Annotated in this window: 14 protein-coding genes; 6 read left to right on the top strand and 8 right to left on the bottom strand. The window is 73.3% G+C overall.

Translation table 11 applies throughout. From position 1 onward, the window contains the following. Window position 1 precedes the first annotated feature (1 nt). From ACZ63F_RS06905 to ACZ63F_RS06895, 3 genes are read right to left on the bottom strand one after another with little or no spacing between them, the layout of a single operon-like run. Window positions 2-664, bottom strand: coding sequence for an ABC transporter permease (locus tag ACZ63F_RS06905; protein ID WP_469709449.1), 663 nt, complete (start codon window positions 662-664; stop codon window positions 2-4). A gap of 1 nt (window position 665) precedes the next feature. Beyond that, entirely contained in the window at window positions 666-1307 is a 642-nt protein-coding gene (locus ACZ63F_RS06900) for an ABC transporter permease (protein WP_352365390.1), read from the bottom strand. Next, entirely contained in the window at window positions 1304-2341 is a 1038-nt protein-coding gene (locus tag ACZ63F_RS06895) for an ABC transporter ATP-binding protein (protein WP_352365388.1), read from the bottom strand. The genes ACZ63F_RS06900 and ACZ63F_RS06895 overlap by 4 nt, the downstream gene beginning before the upstream one ends. Before the next feature lie 141 nt (window positions 2342-2482). Here ACZ63F_RS06895 and ACZ63F_RS06890 point away from each other — a divergent pair, with 141 nt between their 5' ends. The 3 genes from ACZ63F_RS06890 to ACZ63F_RS06880 all read left to right on the top strand — a co-directional run bounded on the left by ACZ63F_RS06890 (window position 2483) and on the right by ACZ63F_RS06880 (window position 5528). Continuing rightward, window positions 2483-3991, top strand: a complete 1509-nt coding sequence (locus tag ACZ63F_RS06890) for an aromatic amino acid ammonia-lyase (protein WP_469709445.1) — start codon at window positions 2483-2485, stop codon at window positions 3989-3991. After that, window positions 3988-4830, top strand: coding sequence for a MurR/RpiR family transcriptional regulator (locus ACZ63F_RS06885; protein ID WP_352365384.1), 843 nt, complete (start codon window positions 3988-3990; stop codon window positions 4828-4830). Before ACZ63F_RS06890 ends, ACZ63F_RS06885 begins: the two co-directional genes overlap by 4 nt. A 95-nt stretch (window positions 4831-4925) precedes the next feature. Continuing rightward, a complete protein-coding gene (locus ACZ63F_RS06880) occupies window positions 4926-5528 on the top strand; it encodes a hypothetical protein (protein WP_469709442.1) in 603 nt (200 codons plus the stop codon). A gap of 7 nt (window positions 5529-5535) precedes the next feature. Here ACZ63F_RS06880 and ACZ63F_RS06875 read toward each other — a convergent pair whose 3' ends face one another. From ACZ63F_RS06875 to ACZ63F_RS06855, 5 genes are all read right to left on the bottom strand, one after another. After that, a complete protein-coding gene (locus tag ACZ63F_RS06875; protein WP_293994087.1) occupies window positions 5536-5910 on the bottom strand; it encodes a roadblock/LC7 domain-containing protein in 375 nt (124 codons plus the stop codon). Window positions 5911-5926: 16 nt separating this feature from the next. Further along, complete coding sequence (locus tag ACZ63F_RS06870; protein WP_352365378.1) at window positions 5927-6427, bottom strand: roadblock/LC7 domain-containing protein; 501 nt, start codon at window positions 6425-6427, stop codon at window positions 5927-5929. A 31-nt stretch (window positions 6428-6458) separates the two neighbouring features. Beyond that, a complete protein-coding gene (locus tag ACZ63F_RS06865) occupies window positions 6459-7250 on the bottom strand; it encodes a transcriptional regulator (protein ID WP_469709437.1) in 792 nt (263 codons plus the stop codon). Next, entirely contained in the window at window positions 7247-7636 is a 390-nt protein-coding gene (locus tag ACZ63F_RS06860; RefSeq protein ID WP_046731666.1) for a hypothetical protein, read from the bottom strand. The genes ACZ63F_RS06865 and ACZ63F_RS06860 overlap by 4 nt, the downstream gene beginning before the upstream one ends. A 172-nt stretch (window positions 7637-7808) precedes the next feature. Next, entirely contained in the window at window positions 7809-9200 is a 1392-nt protein-coding gene (locus tag ACZ63F_RS06855) for a type III PLP-dependent enzyme domain-containing protein (RefSeq protein WP_469709435.1), read from the bottom strand. 130 nt (window positions 9201-9330) lie between these two features. On the opposite strand from ACZ63F_RS06855, the gene hutU reads away from it, so the two are divergent. The 3 genes from hutU to ACZ63F_RS06840 all read left to right on the top strand — a co-directional run bounded on the left by hutU (window position 9331) and on the right by ACZ63F_RS06840 (window position 13750). Continuing rightward, a complete protein-coding gene (hutU, locus tag ACZ63F_RS06850) occupies window positions 9331-10995 on the top strand; it encodes a urocanate hydratase (protein WP_382724490.1) in 1665 nt (554 codons plus the stop codon). 215 nt (window positions 10996-11210) lie between these two features. Next, complete coding sequence (locus ACZ63F_RS06845; RefSeq protein WP_469709432.1) at window positions 11211-12413, top strand: allantoate amidohydrolase; 1203 nt, start codon at window positions 11211-11213, stop codon at window positions 12411-12413. Next, window positions 12410-13750: a formimidoylglutamate deiminase gene (locus ACZ63F_RS06840; RefSeq protein ID WP_469709429.1), complete on the top strand. Its 1341-nt coding sequence runs from the start codon at window positions 12410-12412 to the stop codon at window positions 13748-13750. Before ACZ63F_RS06845 ends, ACZ63F_RS06840 begins: the two co-directional genes overlap by 4 nt. Window positions 13751-13755: the final 5 nt, after the last annotated feature.

The following is a 13755-nucleotide window of genomic DNA, read 5'->3' as shown; positions in this document are numbered from 1 at the left end:
CCTAGGCAGTGCGGTGGCGGAAGAGGAAGCGCTGGAGGGTGCTCAGGAGCAGGTCGAGGACGACGGCGACGAGCGCGACGAGCACCGCGCCGCCGAGCACCTGGACGAGGTCGCGCTGGGCGAGGCCGTCGAAGACGTAGCGGCCGAGGCCGCCGAAGGAGACGTACGCGGCGATGGTGGCGGTGGCCACGACCTGGATGAGCGCGAGGCGCAGGCCCGTCATGATCAGGGGGAGGGCGAGCGGGAGTTCGACCTGGAACAGGACCTGGTGGCCGCGCATGCCCTGGCCGCGGGCCGCGTCCTTCACGTCCGGGTCGACGGCCGTCATCCCGGCGTAGGTGTTGGTGACGATCGCCGGGACCGCGAGGGCGACCAGTGCCACGTACACCGGCAGCATCGACAGGCCGCCCGCGAGGAAGACCAGCACCACCAGGCCGACGGTCGGCAGGGCGCGGCCGAAGGACGCCAGGTTGATGGCGAGGAACGCGCCCTTGCCGGTGTGGCCGATCAGCAGGCCGAGGGGGAGGCCGATCGCGGCCGCGATCAGGGTCGCGAGGAGCGAGTACTGGAGGTGCTCGGCGAGGCGGTGGGCGATGCCGTCCTGCCCGGCCCACTGGGAGCCGCTGGTCAGCCAGGTGCCGAGGTTCTTGAGGAGTTCGTACATGTCAGGCTCGCCTCCGCCGCCACGGGGTCAGTGCGTACTGGAGCGCCACCAGCAGGGCGTCCGCGACCACCGCGAGCAGGATCGTGAGGACCACGCCCACGATCACCGGGGTCGGGAAGTCGCGCTGGAAGCCGTCGGTGAAGAGCTGGCCGAGGCCGCCGTCGCCGATGTAGGTGGCGACGCTCACCAGCGAGATGGACATGACCGTGGCGATCCGGACGCCCGCCATGATCACGGGGAGGGCGAGCGGGAGTTCGACGGTGAGGAGGGTGCGCAGCGGGCGGGTGCCCATCGCCTTCGCCGCCTCCTTGGTCTTCGCGGGGACCGAGTCCAGGCCCTCGACGGTGTTCCTGAGCAGGACGACCAGCGTGTAGACGGTCAGGCCGATGACGGTCGTGGTCCGGGTCAGGCCGCTGACCGGGAGCAGCAGCACGAAGATCGCGATCGAGGGGATCGTGAAGAGCACGTTGGACAGGCCGAGCAGGAAGCCGCGCAGCGGGCGGACCCGGTGTGCGACCACCGCGAGGGGCAGCGAGATCACCAGACCGAAGAAGACGGCGGTCATGGCGGCCTGGAGGTGGGAGAGGGTGAGGCTCGTGAGGTCGTCGGTGTGGTCGCCGATCCACGACCAGTCGATCGTCATGCCGCCACCACCCGGGCCGCGCTGTGCGCCTGGCCGGCGTGCGCGTGGATGTCGTCGCGGGACGAGACGCCGGTGAGCCTGCCCTCGGCGTCGACGCGGGCGACGAGCCCGGTCGGGGAGGCGATCGACTCGTCGAGCGCCGCGAGCAGCGAGTCGCCGTCGGCCAGCGGCCGGACGGGGAGTTCGGCGTCCTTCGCGGCCCAGTGCAGGGGCCTGCCCGCCGTGTCCAGGACGAGGGTCCAGGTGCCGCCCTGGGGTGCCGGGCCCTGCGGGACCTCGGCGAGGGTCTTCAGGGAGAGCAGCTTCAGGCCGCGTTCGGCGCCGAGGAAGTCGGCCACGAAGTCGTCGGCCGGACGGGCCAGGAGTTCCTCGGGCGGGGCGCACTGGACCAGGTGGCCGCCGGTGCGGAAGATCGCGATCCGGTCGCCGAGCCGGACCGCCTCGTCGACGTCGTGCGTGACGAAGACGATGGTCTTGTTCAACTCCTTCTGCAGCCGGATCAGTTCGTCCTGGAGCTGGGTGCGCACCACCGGGTCGACGGCGCCGAACGGCTCGTCCATCAGCAGGACGGGCGGGTCGGCGGCGAGCGCGCGGGCCACGCCGACGCGCTGCTGCTGGCCGCCGGAGAGCTGGTGCGGGTAGCGCTTGCCGGCGTCGGCGGCGAGGCCGACGGTCTCCAGGAGTTCGGCGGCGCGGGCGCGGGCCTTCTTCCGGTTCCAGCCGAGCAGCAGCGGGACGGTGGCGACGTTGTCCAGCACCGTGCGGTGCGGGAAGAGGCCGGCCTGCTGGATGACGTACCCGATGGACCGGCGCAGTTCGGCGGCGTCCTGCTCGGTGACGTCCTTGCCGTTCACCCTGATCGTGCCGGAGGTCGGCTCGACCATCCGGTTGATCATCCGCAGGGTGGTGGTCTTGCCGCAACCGGAGGAGCCGACCAGGACGGTGACCCCGCCCTCCGGCATCTCCAGCGAGAGATCGTGAACTGCCGTGGTGCCGTTGGGGAAGCGCTTGTGGACCGCGTCGAACTGGATCATGAGATGTCCCTTGCCCGGCTGTATAACGTCATGCAGAGTTCTCGGTAGGTGAATAGGTTGTCAACGGTCTCGCGTTAATCCGAGGTAACGGATGACCGATGGACAAGATCGAGTGTCCGGATTGAGGGAGGTTTGGGCGTGATGTCGTCTCGTATCGTGGACGCTCCTGGAATAGCGCCTTCCGGCCTGGTGGTCCTCGACGGCATCGGCATGGGCGTCGAGGACGTCGTACACCTCGCCGACGGCACCGCCCGCCCGGTCCCGGGCACCGAGGCGATGCGGCGCGCGGAGGAGTCCTGGAACGCCGCCCGGCAGATCGCCGCGACCGGCCGCGTCTACGGCCGCTCCACCGGCGTCGGCGCCAACCGGAACGAGGACGTGCCCACCGAAGCCGCCGCCGGACACGGGCTGCGGCTGCTGCGCAGCCACGCCGGGGCGATCGGCGACGAACTGCCCGCCCGCCAGGTCCGCGCGATGCTCGCGGTGCGCGCCAACCAGCTGCTGGCGGGCGGCGCGGGCCTCAGGCCGACAGTGGTGACCGCCCTGTGCGAGGCGCTGGAGTCCGGCGCGTACCCGATCGTCAACGAGTTCGGCTCGGTCGGCACCGGGGACATCGCGGCCCTCGCCCAGATGGGCCTCGCGCTGGCGGGCGAGCACCCCTGGCGGGGCGCCGGGGCGCCGGCTGCGCAGCCGCTGGACAACAACGACGCCCTCGCCCTGATCAGCAGCAACGCCCTCACCCTCGGCCAGTCCGCGCTCGCCCTGCACGAACTGCGCGGGCTGATCGAGGCCACCCAGGTGGTGGCGGCCCTGTCACTGCTCGCCGTGGACGGCTCCCACGAGGCGTTCGCGGCGCCCGTGCACGCGGCCCGCCCGCACCGCGGCAGCGTCGAGGTGGCCCGCCGGATGCGGGAGCTGATCGGCGCCGCCGACCGGCCGACCCCGCCGCTCGGCCGGATCCAGGACCCGTACGGCTTCCGCTGCCTGCCCCAGATACACGGCCCGGCCCACGACGCGGCCGACGCCCTGGAAGGTGTGCTGGCGATCGAGATCAACGCGGCCGCCGAGAACCCCCTCATCTCCCCCGAGGACCTGGCCGCCTACCACCACGGCGGCTTCTACCAGGCCCAGCTCGCCCTCGCCCTGGACCACTTCCGGCTCGCCGTCACCCAGGTCGCACGCCTGTCCACGTCCCGCCTCTCCTCCCTCAACGAGCCCGCCTTCACCCGCCTGCGCCCCTTCCTCGCCGACCAGGAGCCCGCCTCCTCCGGCGTGATGATCCTGGAGTACGCCGCCGGCGCCGCCCTCGGCGACCTGCGCGCCTTCTCCGCGCCCGCCTCCCTCGGGCACGCTGTACTCTCCCGAGGCGTCGAGGAGCAGGCCAGTTTCGCCTCGCTCGCCGCCCGTCAAACGCTGCGCGCCTGCCGTGCGTACCGTCTGGTGGTCGGCTGCGAACTCGTCGCCGCCGTACGGGCGCTGCGCCAGCGCGAGCTGCGTCCCGACCCCGGGCTCGGGGCCGGGCGGGCGCTGGAGCTCGCCGAGGCGGCGCTGGAGGCGGACCCGGCCGACCGGCCGCTCACCGACGACGTCACCGCGGCGGCCGGGCTGCTCGACCGGTTCACGGACATCTGGAGGGGGAGCACGTCATGAACGTGACCGACAGCCCTGCGACTCGCTTGCAGGCGCTCTTCGAGGGGCACCGGCTCACGCCGACCCAGCGGCGCATCGCGCACAGCATGGTGCGGCGCGCCGCCGACGTGCCCTTCCTGTCCAGCGTGGAGCTGGCCGACCTGGCCGGGGTCAGCCAGCCCTCCGTCACCCGGTTCGCGGTCGCCCTCGGCTTCGACGGCTACCCGGCGCTGCGCAAGCACCTGCGCGAGGTGGTCCCCGCCGAACAGGCGGCCGGAAACGGTTCGTACAACGAGTACCAGCAGGCCGTCGAGGCCGAGATCGAGAACCTGAGGCACCTCGCCGAGGTGCTCGCCGACCCGCGCCCGGTGCAGCAGGCCGGCCGGCTGCTGGCCGCCTCCCGGCCGCTCCCGGTCCTCGGACTGCGCGCCGCCGCCTCGCAGGCGTACGGCTTCGCCTACTTCGCCGCCAAGGTGCATCCGGACGTCCGGCTGCTCCACGAGGGCGGCACGATGATCCACGACCGCATCGACGCGGCCGTCCTCGCCGGAGCCTCGGCGCTGCTGTGCTTCGCACTGCCCCGGCACCCGCGCGAGGTCGTGGACACCCTGGGCTATGCCAAGGAGTCCGGGCTGACCGTGGTGACCGTCGCCGACTCCGCCTTCGCGCCCGTCGCCAAGGTCTCCGACCTGCTGCTGCCGGCCGCCGTCGGCACCGGGCTCGCCTTCGACACGGCGTGCGCGCCGATGCTGCTCGGCCGGGTGCTCCTGGAGGCGATGTGCGACGACCTGCCGGACGCGCAGGCCCGGCTCGAGGAGTTCGACACCCGGGCGGCGGCGCGGGGCCTGTTCGTGGAGTGAACCCGCGCCGAAGGCTTCTTTAATACTCGTCTCACGTTCGCTGGTTAGCGTCCCGCCCTACGGACTGGACCGACACCGGCGAGGAGGCTGCGGACATGGCGCGTGCGGGACGAGAGGGGCGCGGCGGACAGGGCCTGGCCCGGGTGGCCGTGGTCGTACGGGCCGGGGCCGCGCCGCTGTGGTGGTCAGGGGTGTTCGCCGCGGGCGTCGGGGTGCTGCCGCCGGGGTTCACCGGGCGCCGCATCGGCGTCATGGCCGGGGCCGCGCTGTTCATCGTCGGCGCCGCCGTCGTGGCGCTCACCCGCCGCAAGCGGTATACCGCCCTGCTGCACGGGACCGCCCGGGCCGGCAAGCACGACGTGCTCCAGGACCGGGCGGTGACCGTGCGGAACTGGCGCCGGGGGCACCGCTGGTGGCTGCTGCTGGCCTTCGCCGTCGCCCTCGGCTCGGCCTTCGTGGTGCCCGCCGCCGGTGGCATGCTGCTCGCCGGGACCGGCACCGGGCTGCGCCTGAAGGCGGCCTGGCTGGGCCGCCGGGAGAAGGCCGGCGAGCAGCTGGTGTGGCTGCGCGTCGACTGGCTCGACAGGCGTGGCGGCCGCCCGGCCGGCAAGGCCGTCAAGGCGTACCGCGCCACCGGCGTCGCGGCGGGCGACGCGGCCCCGGGCGGGGCCCGCCGCCGCACCGCGGCGCTGGTGTGAGGTCCGGTCAGACCTCCAGGTCCTCCTCGATCCTCTTCAGCTGGTGCCGGGCCATCGCCAGGTTGGCGCGGGCCTGGTCGAGCACCAGGTAGAGGAAGAGGCCGTTGCCGCCCCGGCCCTTGAGCAGCCGGATCAGGTGGTACTGGTTGGAGAGCGTGATCAGGATGTCCTCGATCTCGCCCTTGAGGCCGAGGTGCTCCATGGTGCGCATCTTGGCGCGGATCACGTCGGTGTTGCCGGCCGCGGCCACGTTCAGGTCGAAGGTCTTGCTGCCGCCCATCGTGCCCAGCGCCATCCCGCTGGTGTAGTCGACGAGCGCGACGCCGGTCGCGCCCTCGATGGAGGTGAGGCACTCTTTCAGGGCGGTTTCGGTGTTGGCCATGACTTTCTGGTTCCTTTCAACTGTCGGTTGCGGTGCGCGCGTCGGTGGTGGTGCTGGTCCGAGGCGTGCGCGTGGTTCTGGTCCGTGTGGCTGTGGCGCGGGCCGGGCGCAGGGCCTTGGCGGCGGCCTCGGCGGCGTCGACCATCTCGCCGATCCGGGCGGCGGCCCGGCGGCCCTCCAGGTGGAGCCGGCCGACGTTCACCCGGTCCTCGGCGAGCAGGGTGAGCACGGCGCTGCGCCCGGCGGCGTAGGTGGCGACGTAGCCGTCCTCGCCACGCACCAGCAGCTCCCTGAGCTCGCCCTTGCCGGTGGCGTCGGAGACCCGGACGGCGACGCCGAGTTCGGCCGCGGTGAGCGCGGCGAGGCCCTCCGGGTCGACGCCCGGGCAGTCGTGGGCCACGACGAGGCCGTCGACACCGGCCGCGAGGGCGCCGGTGAGCTGGGGCATCCGGGTGCGCAACCGGTGCAGTTCGTCGAGGACGGCCTCTCTGTCGGAGCTGCCGGGTTCTGCCGCCATCAGCTGTCTCCTCTCGGCGGGGCGGTGCCGTTCAAAGGGCCTCCAGCGCATCCCTGAGCCTCTTCAGCAGCGCGATGTCGGGGTCGGTGACGGGGGGAATCGGGGGCGGGACGGGCGCGGTGTTCCTCGGCGCGAGGAGTCCGGCCGCCGCCAGCCGCCGTACGTCCACCAGCGTGTGGAAGGCCGGTCTGCCCAGCTCCCGGGCGATCTGCGGGGCCGTGCGGACGCCGTCCACCCGGCCCAGGACCGCCCGCTGCCGGGGGGTGACCGGCGGTGGTGCGAGGGGGTCGGCGCGGATCAGCGGGGCGCCGTCCGCCGACGGGTCGGGCCAGATGCGGTGCAGCAGCGCGCGGCGGCGCAGGGTCTCGCGCTCCAGGGCGGCCACGGGGACGGCGGACAGCGGTTCCACGGCGGCCGTGGTGCCGTACCGGAACCGCCCCGGGGTGCTGCTGGGCGCCAGCGCGAAGTAGCCGGCGTCGTACAGGGAGCCGAGCCGGCACACCTCCAGGGCGCCGCGCGGGAGCAGGCCGGTGGCGAGCAGCCGGCGGACGGCGGCGGGTATGTCGTCGGTCCAGGGCCAGACCGCCGCGTCGAGCGTGCCGCGGGCCGTGAGGAGCACGTCGAGGCCGGGTGCAAGGGGGCTCTCGGCGTGCACCACGCGGCCCTCGGCCAGGTGCAGGATGCCGTGCTCGCGGACCAGGACACCGGTGGCCCGCTCCTCGGCGAGGCGTATCAGCATCGGGGAGAGCGCGCCGGGCGCTCTCTCGTGCAGGGCCGTCCGGTCCCGGACCGGCAGCGGCGGGGGTGTCTCGACCACGGTCATCCCAGCACCAGCCGCTCGGCCATCTCGCCGAGCCGGATCCGGGCGAGGGCGAGATTGCCGTCCTCGCGGGTCAGCCACAGGTGCAGGAACACGGTGGCGTCGAAGGACGTGACCACGAACCGCAGCAGGTGGTAGCTGTCCCGGTTGCTGACGATCAGGTCCTCCACCGGGGGGCTCACCTCGGTGTCGTCCTCCGTGCTGAACGCCCCGTGCTCGGCGGCCAGCCGGGCCAGCTCGGCGGCCTCCGCGGCGGTGGTCTCGTGGTCACCGCCGGGGGCCTCCCCGACCGTGCCCAGGGCCAGCCCGCTGGTCCAGTCGACCAGCGCGGCGCCCCGGGCACCGGGCAGGCGCATGGCTTCCAGTAAGCACTCGTCGATTCCGGGCACCGAGGCTCCCCTCCCGCCGCGTGGGTCTCCGGTTGAGTGACGCAGACACTACGCAACGTGTGCGTGAGGGGTGAGGCGTTTGGCATTTTCCAGTGGAACATGCGTCCGGCAGACTAGTGTTGGTCAACTGGGCTGCTTTTCACACCAGTTGATTACTGCTGTCCGAGGTGTCTCAACAGCGCCCGGTTGCGCGCAGGGTGGTGAGCGCGTCGGCGTGCGCCCCTCCGGATTCGGCCACGACCTCGGCGACCGTCTGCGGCTCCCGTACGACGGCGAACGCCACGCCCCCGTCGCCGTCCGCAGCGAAGCCGTAAACCCCCGGCCGGGCAAGGGAGTTGTAGGAGTAGTGGCTGCCGAAGTAGTACGCCCCGGTGTCCAGCGCCGCCGCCAGGTCGCCCTGCTCCAGCGGCGGCAGCAGGCGCTCCTCGGCGAGCAGGTCGCCCGCGAAGCAGGCCGGCCCCGCCACGTCCTGCACCACCGGCGCCCCCTCCTTGGGCCGCCCCTTCGCGTCGTACGCGGCGATCCTGAGCGGCCACGCCCCCGGCACGTACACCGTCCGCGGCGCCACCTGCACCCCCGCATGGGTCACCGCGATCCGCCGCCCGCCGGAGCTCTTCGCGTACTCCACCCGGGCCACCACCGTGCCGTGCCGCGCCAGCAGCGACCGCCCGAACTCCGTCACCAGCCCGTACCGCCCGTCGAACAGCCCCGGCACCGCCTCCGCCAGCAGCCGCGCGTACCGCGCGAACGTCGGGTCCGTCACCTCGGAGGCGAAGTTGACCGAAAGGCCGCCCCCGATGTCGAGGGTGTCGACCTGCCGCCGCCCGACCCGCGCGTTGATCTCCTCGGCCAGCGCGTACGTCTCCGCCACGCCCCGCGCCAGCAGGGACAGTGAGATCCCCTGCGACCCGGTGTGCGCGTGCAGCCGCGTCAGCCACGGCCGCTCCGCGAACGCCTGGACGACCCACTCCCGGGCCCCTTCGTCCCGCAGTCCCACCCCGAACTTCGAGGTCGCGGTCGCGGTGGAGGTGGCCCCGATGGTGCCCGCGCCGATCTGCGGGTTCACCCGGATCCCGAGTGGCGTGGAGGCGGTGGTGCCCGTGCCCACGAGGGCGTCCAGGCGCCGGAGCTCCTGCGGGTTGTCCGCGTTCACGGCGACGCCCAGTGCCAGCGCCTCGCGCAGTTCCGCCGCCGTCTTCGCGGGCGCGTCGAACACGATCCGCTCCGCGGGCACCCCGGCCGCCCGTGCCAGCGCCAGCTCGCCCGCACTGGCGACCTCGGCGCCCAGACTGTCCCCGGCAAGCAGCCGCACCACCGGGACCAGCGGGTTCGCCTTCACCGCGAAGGCGTGCAGGATCGCGGTGCCGGGCGCCGCGACCGACTCGAACGCCCGGCGCAGCTCCGCGGCCGACGCGCGGATGCCCGCCACGTCCAGCAGGCCTACGATCGGCGCGTCCGGCCCCAGCAGTCCCTGCTCCACCGCCGCCCGCACGGCGTCGTCCCGCCGCCCGGCCCGCTCGCCGTCGTCCTCCGACATGTCATCGTCCACACCCTTGAGACCCATACGTCCAGCCAAACATCCGGGACGCGGCCGCGCTGGCGGACCGAATGTATTGACTAGTTCTATTCAGAGAGTCAGGATGTGAATAACAACAGGAACACTCCACTGGCCGGCATTCGCTAGGAGGCAGACCATGTCAGGACCCCGCCCCGTACGAGCACCGCGCGGTACGGAACTGAGCGCCCTGGGATGGCAGCAGGAAGCCGCCCTGCGCATGCTGCAGAACAACCTGGACCCCGAGGTCGCCGAGCACCCCGACAAGCTCGTCGTCTACGGCGGCACCGGCAAGGCCGCCCGCGACTGGCGCTCCTTCGACGCCATGGTCCGCACCCTGCGCACCCTCAAGCAGGACGAGACCATGCTGGTCCAGTCCGGCCGCCCGGTCGGCGTCATGCAGACCCACGAGTGGGCCCCGCGCGTCCTCATTGCCAACTCCAACCTCGTCGGCGACTGGGCCAACTGGGAGGAGTTCCGCCGCCTGGAGGCCCTCGGCCTGACCATGTACGGCCAGATGACCGCCGGCTCCTGGATCTACATCGGCACCCAGGGCATCCTCCAGGGCACCTACGAGACCTTCGCCGCCGTCGCCGCCAAGAAGTTCAACGGCACCCTCGCCGGGACCATCACCCTCACCGCCGGCCTCGGCGGCATGGGCGGCGCCCAGCCCCTCGCCGTCACCATGAACGACGGCGTCGCGATCTGCATCGACTGCGACCCGCGCGCCATCGAGCGCCGTATCGAGCACCGCTACCTCGACGTGAAGGCCGACAGCCTGGAGCACGCCCTCCAGCTGGCCACCGAGGCCCGCGACGCCCGCCGCCCGCTCTCCATCGGCCTGCTGGGCAACGCGGCCGAGCTGCTGCCCCGGATGCTCGCCGAGGGCGCCCCGATCGACATCGTCACCGACCAGACCTCCGCGCACGACCCGCTGTCGTACCTGCCGGTCGGCATCGCCTTCGAGGACATGGCCGACGCCGCCGCCAAGGACCCGGCCGGCTTCACCACCCGCGCCCGCGAGTCCATGGCCCGCCACGTCGAGGCCATGGTCGGCTTCATGGACGCAGGCGCCGAGGTCTTCGACTACGGCAACTCCATCCGCGGTGAGGCGCAACTGGCCGGGTACGACCGGGCGTTCGCCTTCCCCGGCTTCGTCCCCGCCTACATCCGCCCGCTCTTCTCCGAGGGCAAGGGCCCCTTCCGCTGGGCGGCCCTGTCCGGCGAGGCCTCCGACATCGCCAAAACCGACAAGGCGATCCTCGACCTCTTCCCGGAGAACGAGTCCCTGCACCGCTGGATCAAGCTGGCCGGCGAGCGGGTCCACTTCCAGGGCCTGCCCGCGCGCATCTGCTGGCTCGGCTACGGCGAGCGGGACAAGGCCGGCGAGCGGTTCAACGACATGGTCGCGAGCGGCGAGCTGGCCGCGCCGCTGGCCATCGGCCGCGACCACCTCGACTGCGGCTCCGTGGCCTCCCCGTACCGCGAGACCGAGGCCATGCTGGACGGCTCGGACGCGATCGCCGACTGGCCGCTGCTGAACGCGATGGTCAACGTGGCGTCGGGCGCGTCCTGGGTCTCCATCCACCACGGCGGCGGTGTCGGCATGGGGCGCTCCATCCACGCCGGGCAGGTGACCGTCGCCGACGGCACGAAGCTGGGCGGCGAGAAGATCCGCCGGGTGCTGACCAACGACCCCGGCATGGGAGTCATCCGGCACGTGGACGCCGGGTACGACATCGCGGAGTCGGTCGCCGAGGAGCGGGGGGTTCGGGTGCCGATGCGCGAGGGTGACGACGCGTGAATGCCCGTGAGGGGGGACGTAGCGGCAGCGCTCCGGTGGGGGCTGAGGTCCCGTCGCCGCCTGCCGCTCCGGCCGTGCCCGCCCTCCCCCACTCTCAACCTCGTTCGAGCGGGGGGACCCCCATCGCCCTGCGGAACGACTGCCCCCAGCCTGTACGGAGCGAGGACGCGCGGCCCGGTGCCACGCCGGCCGCCGGTGCGGCGTCCTTCCACTCCATGTGGAAGGAGTTGCTCCCGGTCGGCCGGCACGCCGGCTCCCGTGGCTACCGGCGCTTCGCCTGGACCGGGGCCGACGCCGACTGCCGGGCCTGGTTCCGGGAGCAGGCCGAGGCGCGTGGGCTGGCGTACGAGGTCGACCGGAACGGGAACCAGTGGGCCTGGCTCGGCGATCCGGCGGCCGGGAACGCCGTCGTCACCGGGTCGCATCTGGACTCCGTGCCGGACGGCGGGGCCTTCGACGGCCCCCTCGGCGTCGTGTCCTCCTTCGCCGCGCTCGACGAACTCCGGGGGAGGGGAGCCGAGTTCACCCGGCCGCTCGCCATCGTCAACTTCGGCGACGAGGAGGGCGCCCGGTTCGGGCTCGCCTGTGTCGGGTCCCGGCTGACCGCGGGGCACCTGACCGTCGAGCAGGCCCACCGGCTCACCGACGGGGACGGCGTCACGCTGCCGCAGGCCATGGAGGCCGCCGGCTACGACCCCGACGCCATCGGACCCGACCCCGAGCGGCTCGCCCGCATCGGCGCCTTCGTCGAGCTGCACGTCGAACAGGGCCGGGCGCTGGACCTGTCCGGCGACCGGGTCGGCATCGCCAGTGCCATCTGGCCCCACGGACGCTGGCGGTTCGACTTCCGCGGCGAGGCCAACCACGCGGGCACGACCCGGCTGGTGGACCGGCGCGACCCCATGCTGTCGTACGCCGAGACCGTGCTCGCCGCCCGCCGTGAGGCCGCACTCGCCGGTGCCGTCGCCACCTTCGGCAAGATCGCCGTCGAACCGAACGGCGTCAACGCCATCCCCTCCCTGGTGCGCGGCTGGCTCGACTCCCGCGCCGCCGACCAGGCCACCCTCGACACCGTCGTCGGCGGCATCGAGAAGGCCGCCCGGGAGTACGCGGAGGCGCACGGCATCGACCTGGACGTGGTCCGCGAGTCGTTCACCCCGGTCGTCGAGTTCGACCACGCCCTGCGCGACGAGCTGGGGCGCATTCTCGGCCGGGACACCGGACTCACCGTGCCCGTCCTGGGCACCGGGGCCGGACACGACGCCGGGATCCTCTCCGGGAGCATCCCGACCGCCATGCTGTTCGTGCGCAACCCCACCGGCGTCTCGCACTCCCCGGCCGAGTCCGCGGCCGAGGACGACTGCCTGGCCGGGGTGGGCGCGCTCGCCGACGTACTGGAAGGGCTGGCCTGCGGGTGACGACACGGACGACGTACTGGTTGGAGTACGCCTGGCTGGACACGAACGTCGAGCCCGGCGTCGCCGTGGAGGTGGCCGACGGCCGGATCACGGCGGTGCGCACCGAGGTGCCCGTGCCGCCGCCGGGTGCCGAGGTGCTGCGCGGCCTCACCCTCCCCGGCCTGGCGAACGCCCACTCGCACGCCTTCCACCGCGCCCTGCGCGGCACCGTCCAGGTCGGCTCCGGGACCTTCTGGACCTGGCGCGAGCTGATGTACTCCTTCGCCGACCGGCTGACCCCGGAGACCTACCACGCGCTCGCCCGCGCGGTGTACGCCGAGATGGCGCTGGCGGGCGTCTCCTGCGTCGGCGAGTTCCACTACGTCCACCACGCCCCCGGCGGCACCCCGTACGCCGACCCCAACGCCATGGGCGAGGCGCTGATCGCGGCCGCCGCCGACGCCGGAATAAGGATCACCCTCCTCGACACCGCCTACCTCTCCTCGGGGTTCGGCGAGCCGCCCAACGCCCACCAGCTGCGCTTCTCCGACGGAAGCGCGGAGGCCTGGGCCGAACGCTGTTCAGTTCTCAAGGAACGGGATCACGCACGGATCGGGGCCGCGATCCACTCCGTACGGGCCGTGCCCGCCGGGCAGTTGGCGACCGTGGCCGGCTGGGCCGAGGAGCGCCGGGCCCCGCTCCACGTGCACCTGTCCGAGCAGACGGCGGAGAACGACGCCTGCCTGGCCGCCCACGGCCGCACCCCCACCCGGCTGCTCGCCGACCACGGCGTCCTCGGACCGCGCACCACCGGCGTCCACAACACCCACCTCACGGACGAGGACATCGCGCTGCTCGGCGGCTCCGGCACCGGCACCTGCATGTGCCCGACCACCGAGCGCGACCTGGCCGACGGCATCGGACCGGCGGTCGCCCTGCAGCGCGCGGGCTCGCCGCTCTCCCTCGGCTCCGACAGCCACGCCGTCATCGACCTGCTCGAAGAGGCCCGCGCGATGGAGCTGAACGAGCGGCTGCGCACCCGCACCCGGGGCCACTGGACGGCCGCCGCCCTGCTGCGCGCCGCCTCCGCCGACGGGCACGCCGCCCTCGGCTGGGACGACGCCGGCGCCGTCGCGACCGGCATGCGCGCCGACCTGACGACCATCGCCCTCGACTCCGTCAGAACCGCGGGGCCGCTCCCGCGGCTGGGCGCCGAGACGGCCGTATTCGCGGCGACCGCGGCGGACGTACGGCACACGGTCGTCGGAGGCCGTCACGTGGTACGGGACGGCGCGCACACCCTCGTACCCGACGTGCCACAGGCCCTCGCGCGGGCCGTCGAAGCCCTCCGCGCCTGACGACC

It is taken from the genome of Streptomyces sp. NPDC104761, from assembly GCF_055583445.1.
The sequence above is the reverse complement of the archived record's forward strand: the minus strand, read 5'-3'. Positions and strand labels throughout refer to the sequence as shown.

Bases quoted from the DNA above. Each gene is read 5' to 3' on its own strand.
- ACZ63F_RS06905 (WP_469709449.1), bottom strand. From the start codon at position 664: ATGTACGAACTCCTCAAGAACCTCGGCACCTGGCTGACCAGCGGCTCC.
- ACZ63F_RS06900 (WP_352365390.1), bottom strand. From the start codon at position 1,307: ATGACGATCGACTGGTCGTGGATCGGCGACCACACCGACGACCTCACG.
- ACZ63F_RS06895 (WP_352365388.1), bottom strand. From the start codon at position 2,341: ATGATCCAGTTCGACGCGGTCCACAAGCGCTTCCCCAACGGCACCACG.
- ACZ63F_RS06890 (WP_469709445.1), top strand. From the start codon at position 2,483: ATGTCGTCTCGTATCGTGGACGCTCCTGGAATAGCGCCTTCCGGCCTG.
- ACZ63F_RS06885 (WP_352365384.1), top strand. From the start codon at position 3,988: ATGAACGTGACCGACAGCCCTGCGACTCGCTTGCAGGCGCTCTTCGAG.
- ACZ63F_RS06880 (WP_469709442.1), top strand. From the start codon at position 4,926: ATGGCGCGTGCGGGACGAGAGGGGCGCGGCGGACAGGGCCTGGCCCGG.
- ACZ63F_RS06875 (WP_293994087.1), bottom strand. From the start codon at position 5,910: ATGGCCAACACCGAAACCGCCCTGAAAGAGTGCCTCACCTCCATCGAG.
- ACZ63F_RS06870 (WP_352365378.1), bottom strand. From the start codon at position 6,427: ATGGCGGCAGAACCCGGCAGCTCCGACAGAGAGGCCGTCCTCGACGAA.
- ACZ63F_RS06865 (WP_469709437.1), bottom strand. From the start codon at position 7,250: ATGACCGTGGTCGAGACACCCCCGCCGCTGCCGGTCCGGGACCGGACG.
- ACZ63F_RS06855 (WP_469709435.1), bottom strand. From the start codon at position 9,200: ATGGGTCTCAAGGGTGTGGACGATGACATGTCGGAGGACGACGGCGAG.
- hutU (WP_382724490.1), top strand. From the start codon at position 9,331: ATGTCAGGACCCCGCCCCGTACGAGCACCGCGCGGTACGGAACTGAGC.
- ACZ63F_RS06845 (WP_469709432.1), top strand. From the start codon at position 11,211: ATGTGGAAGGAGTTGCTCCCGGTCGGCCGGCACGCCGGCTCCCGTGGC.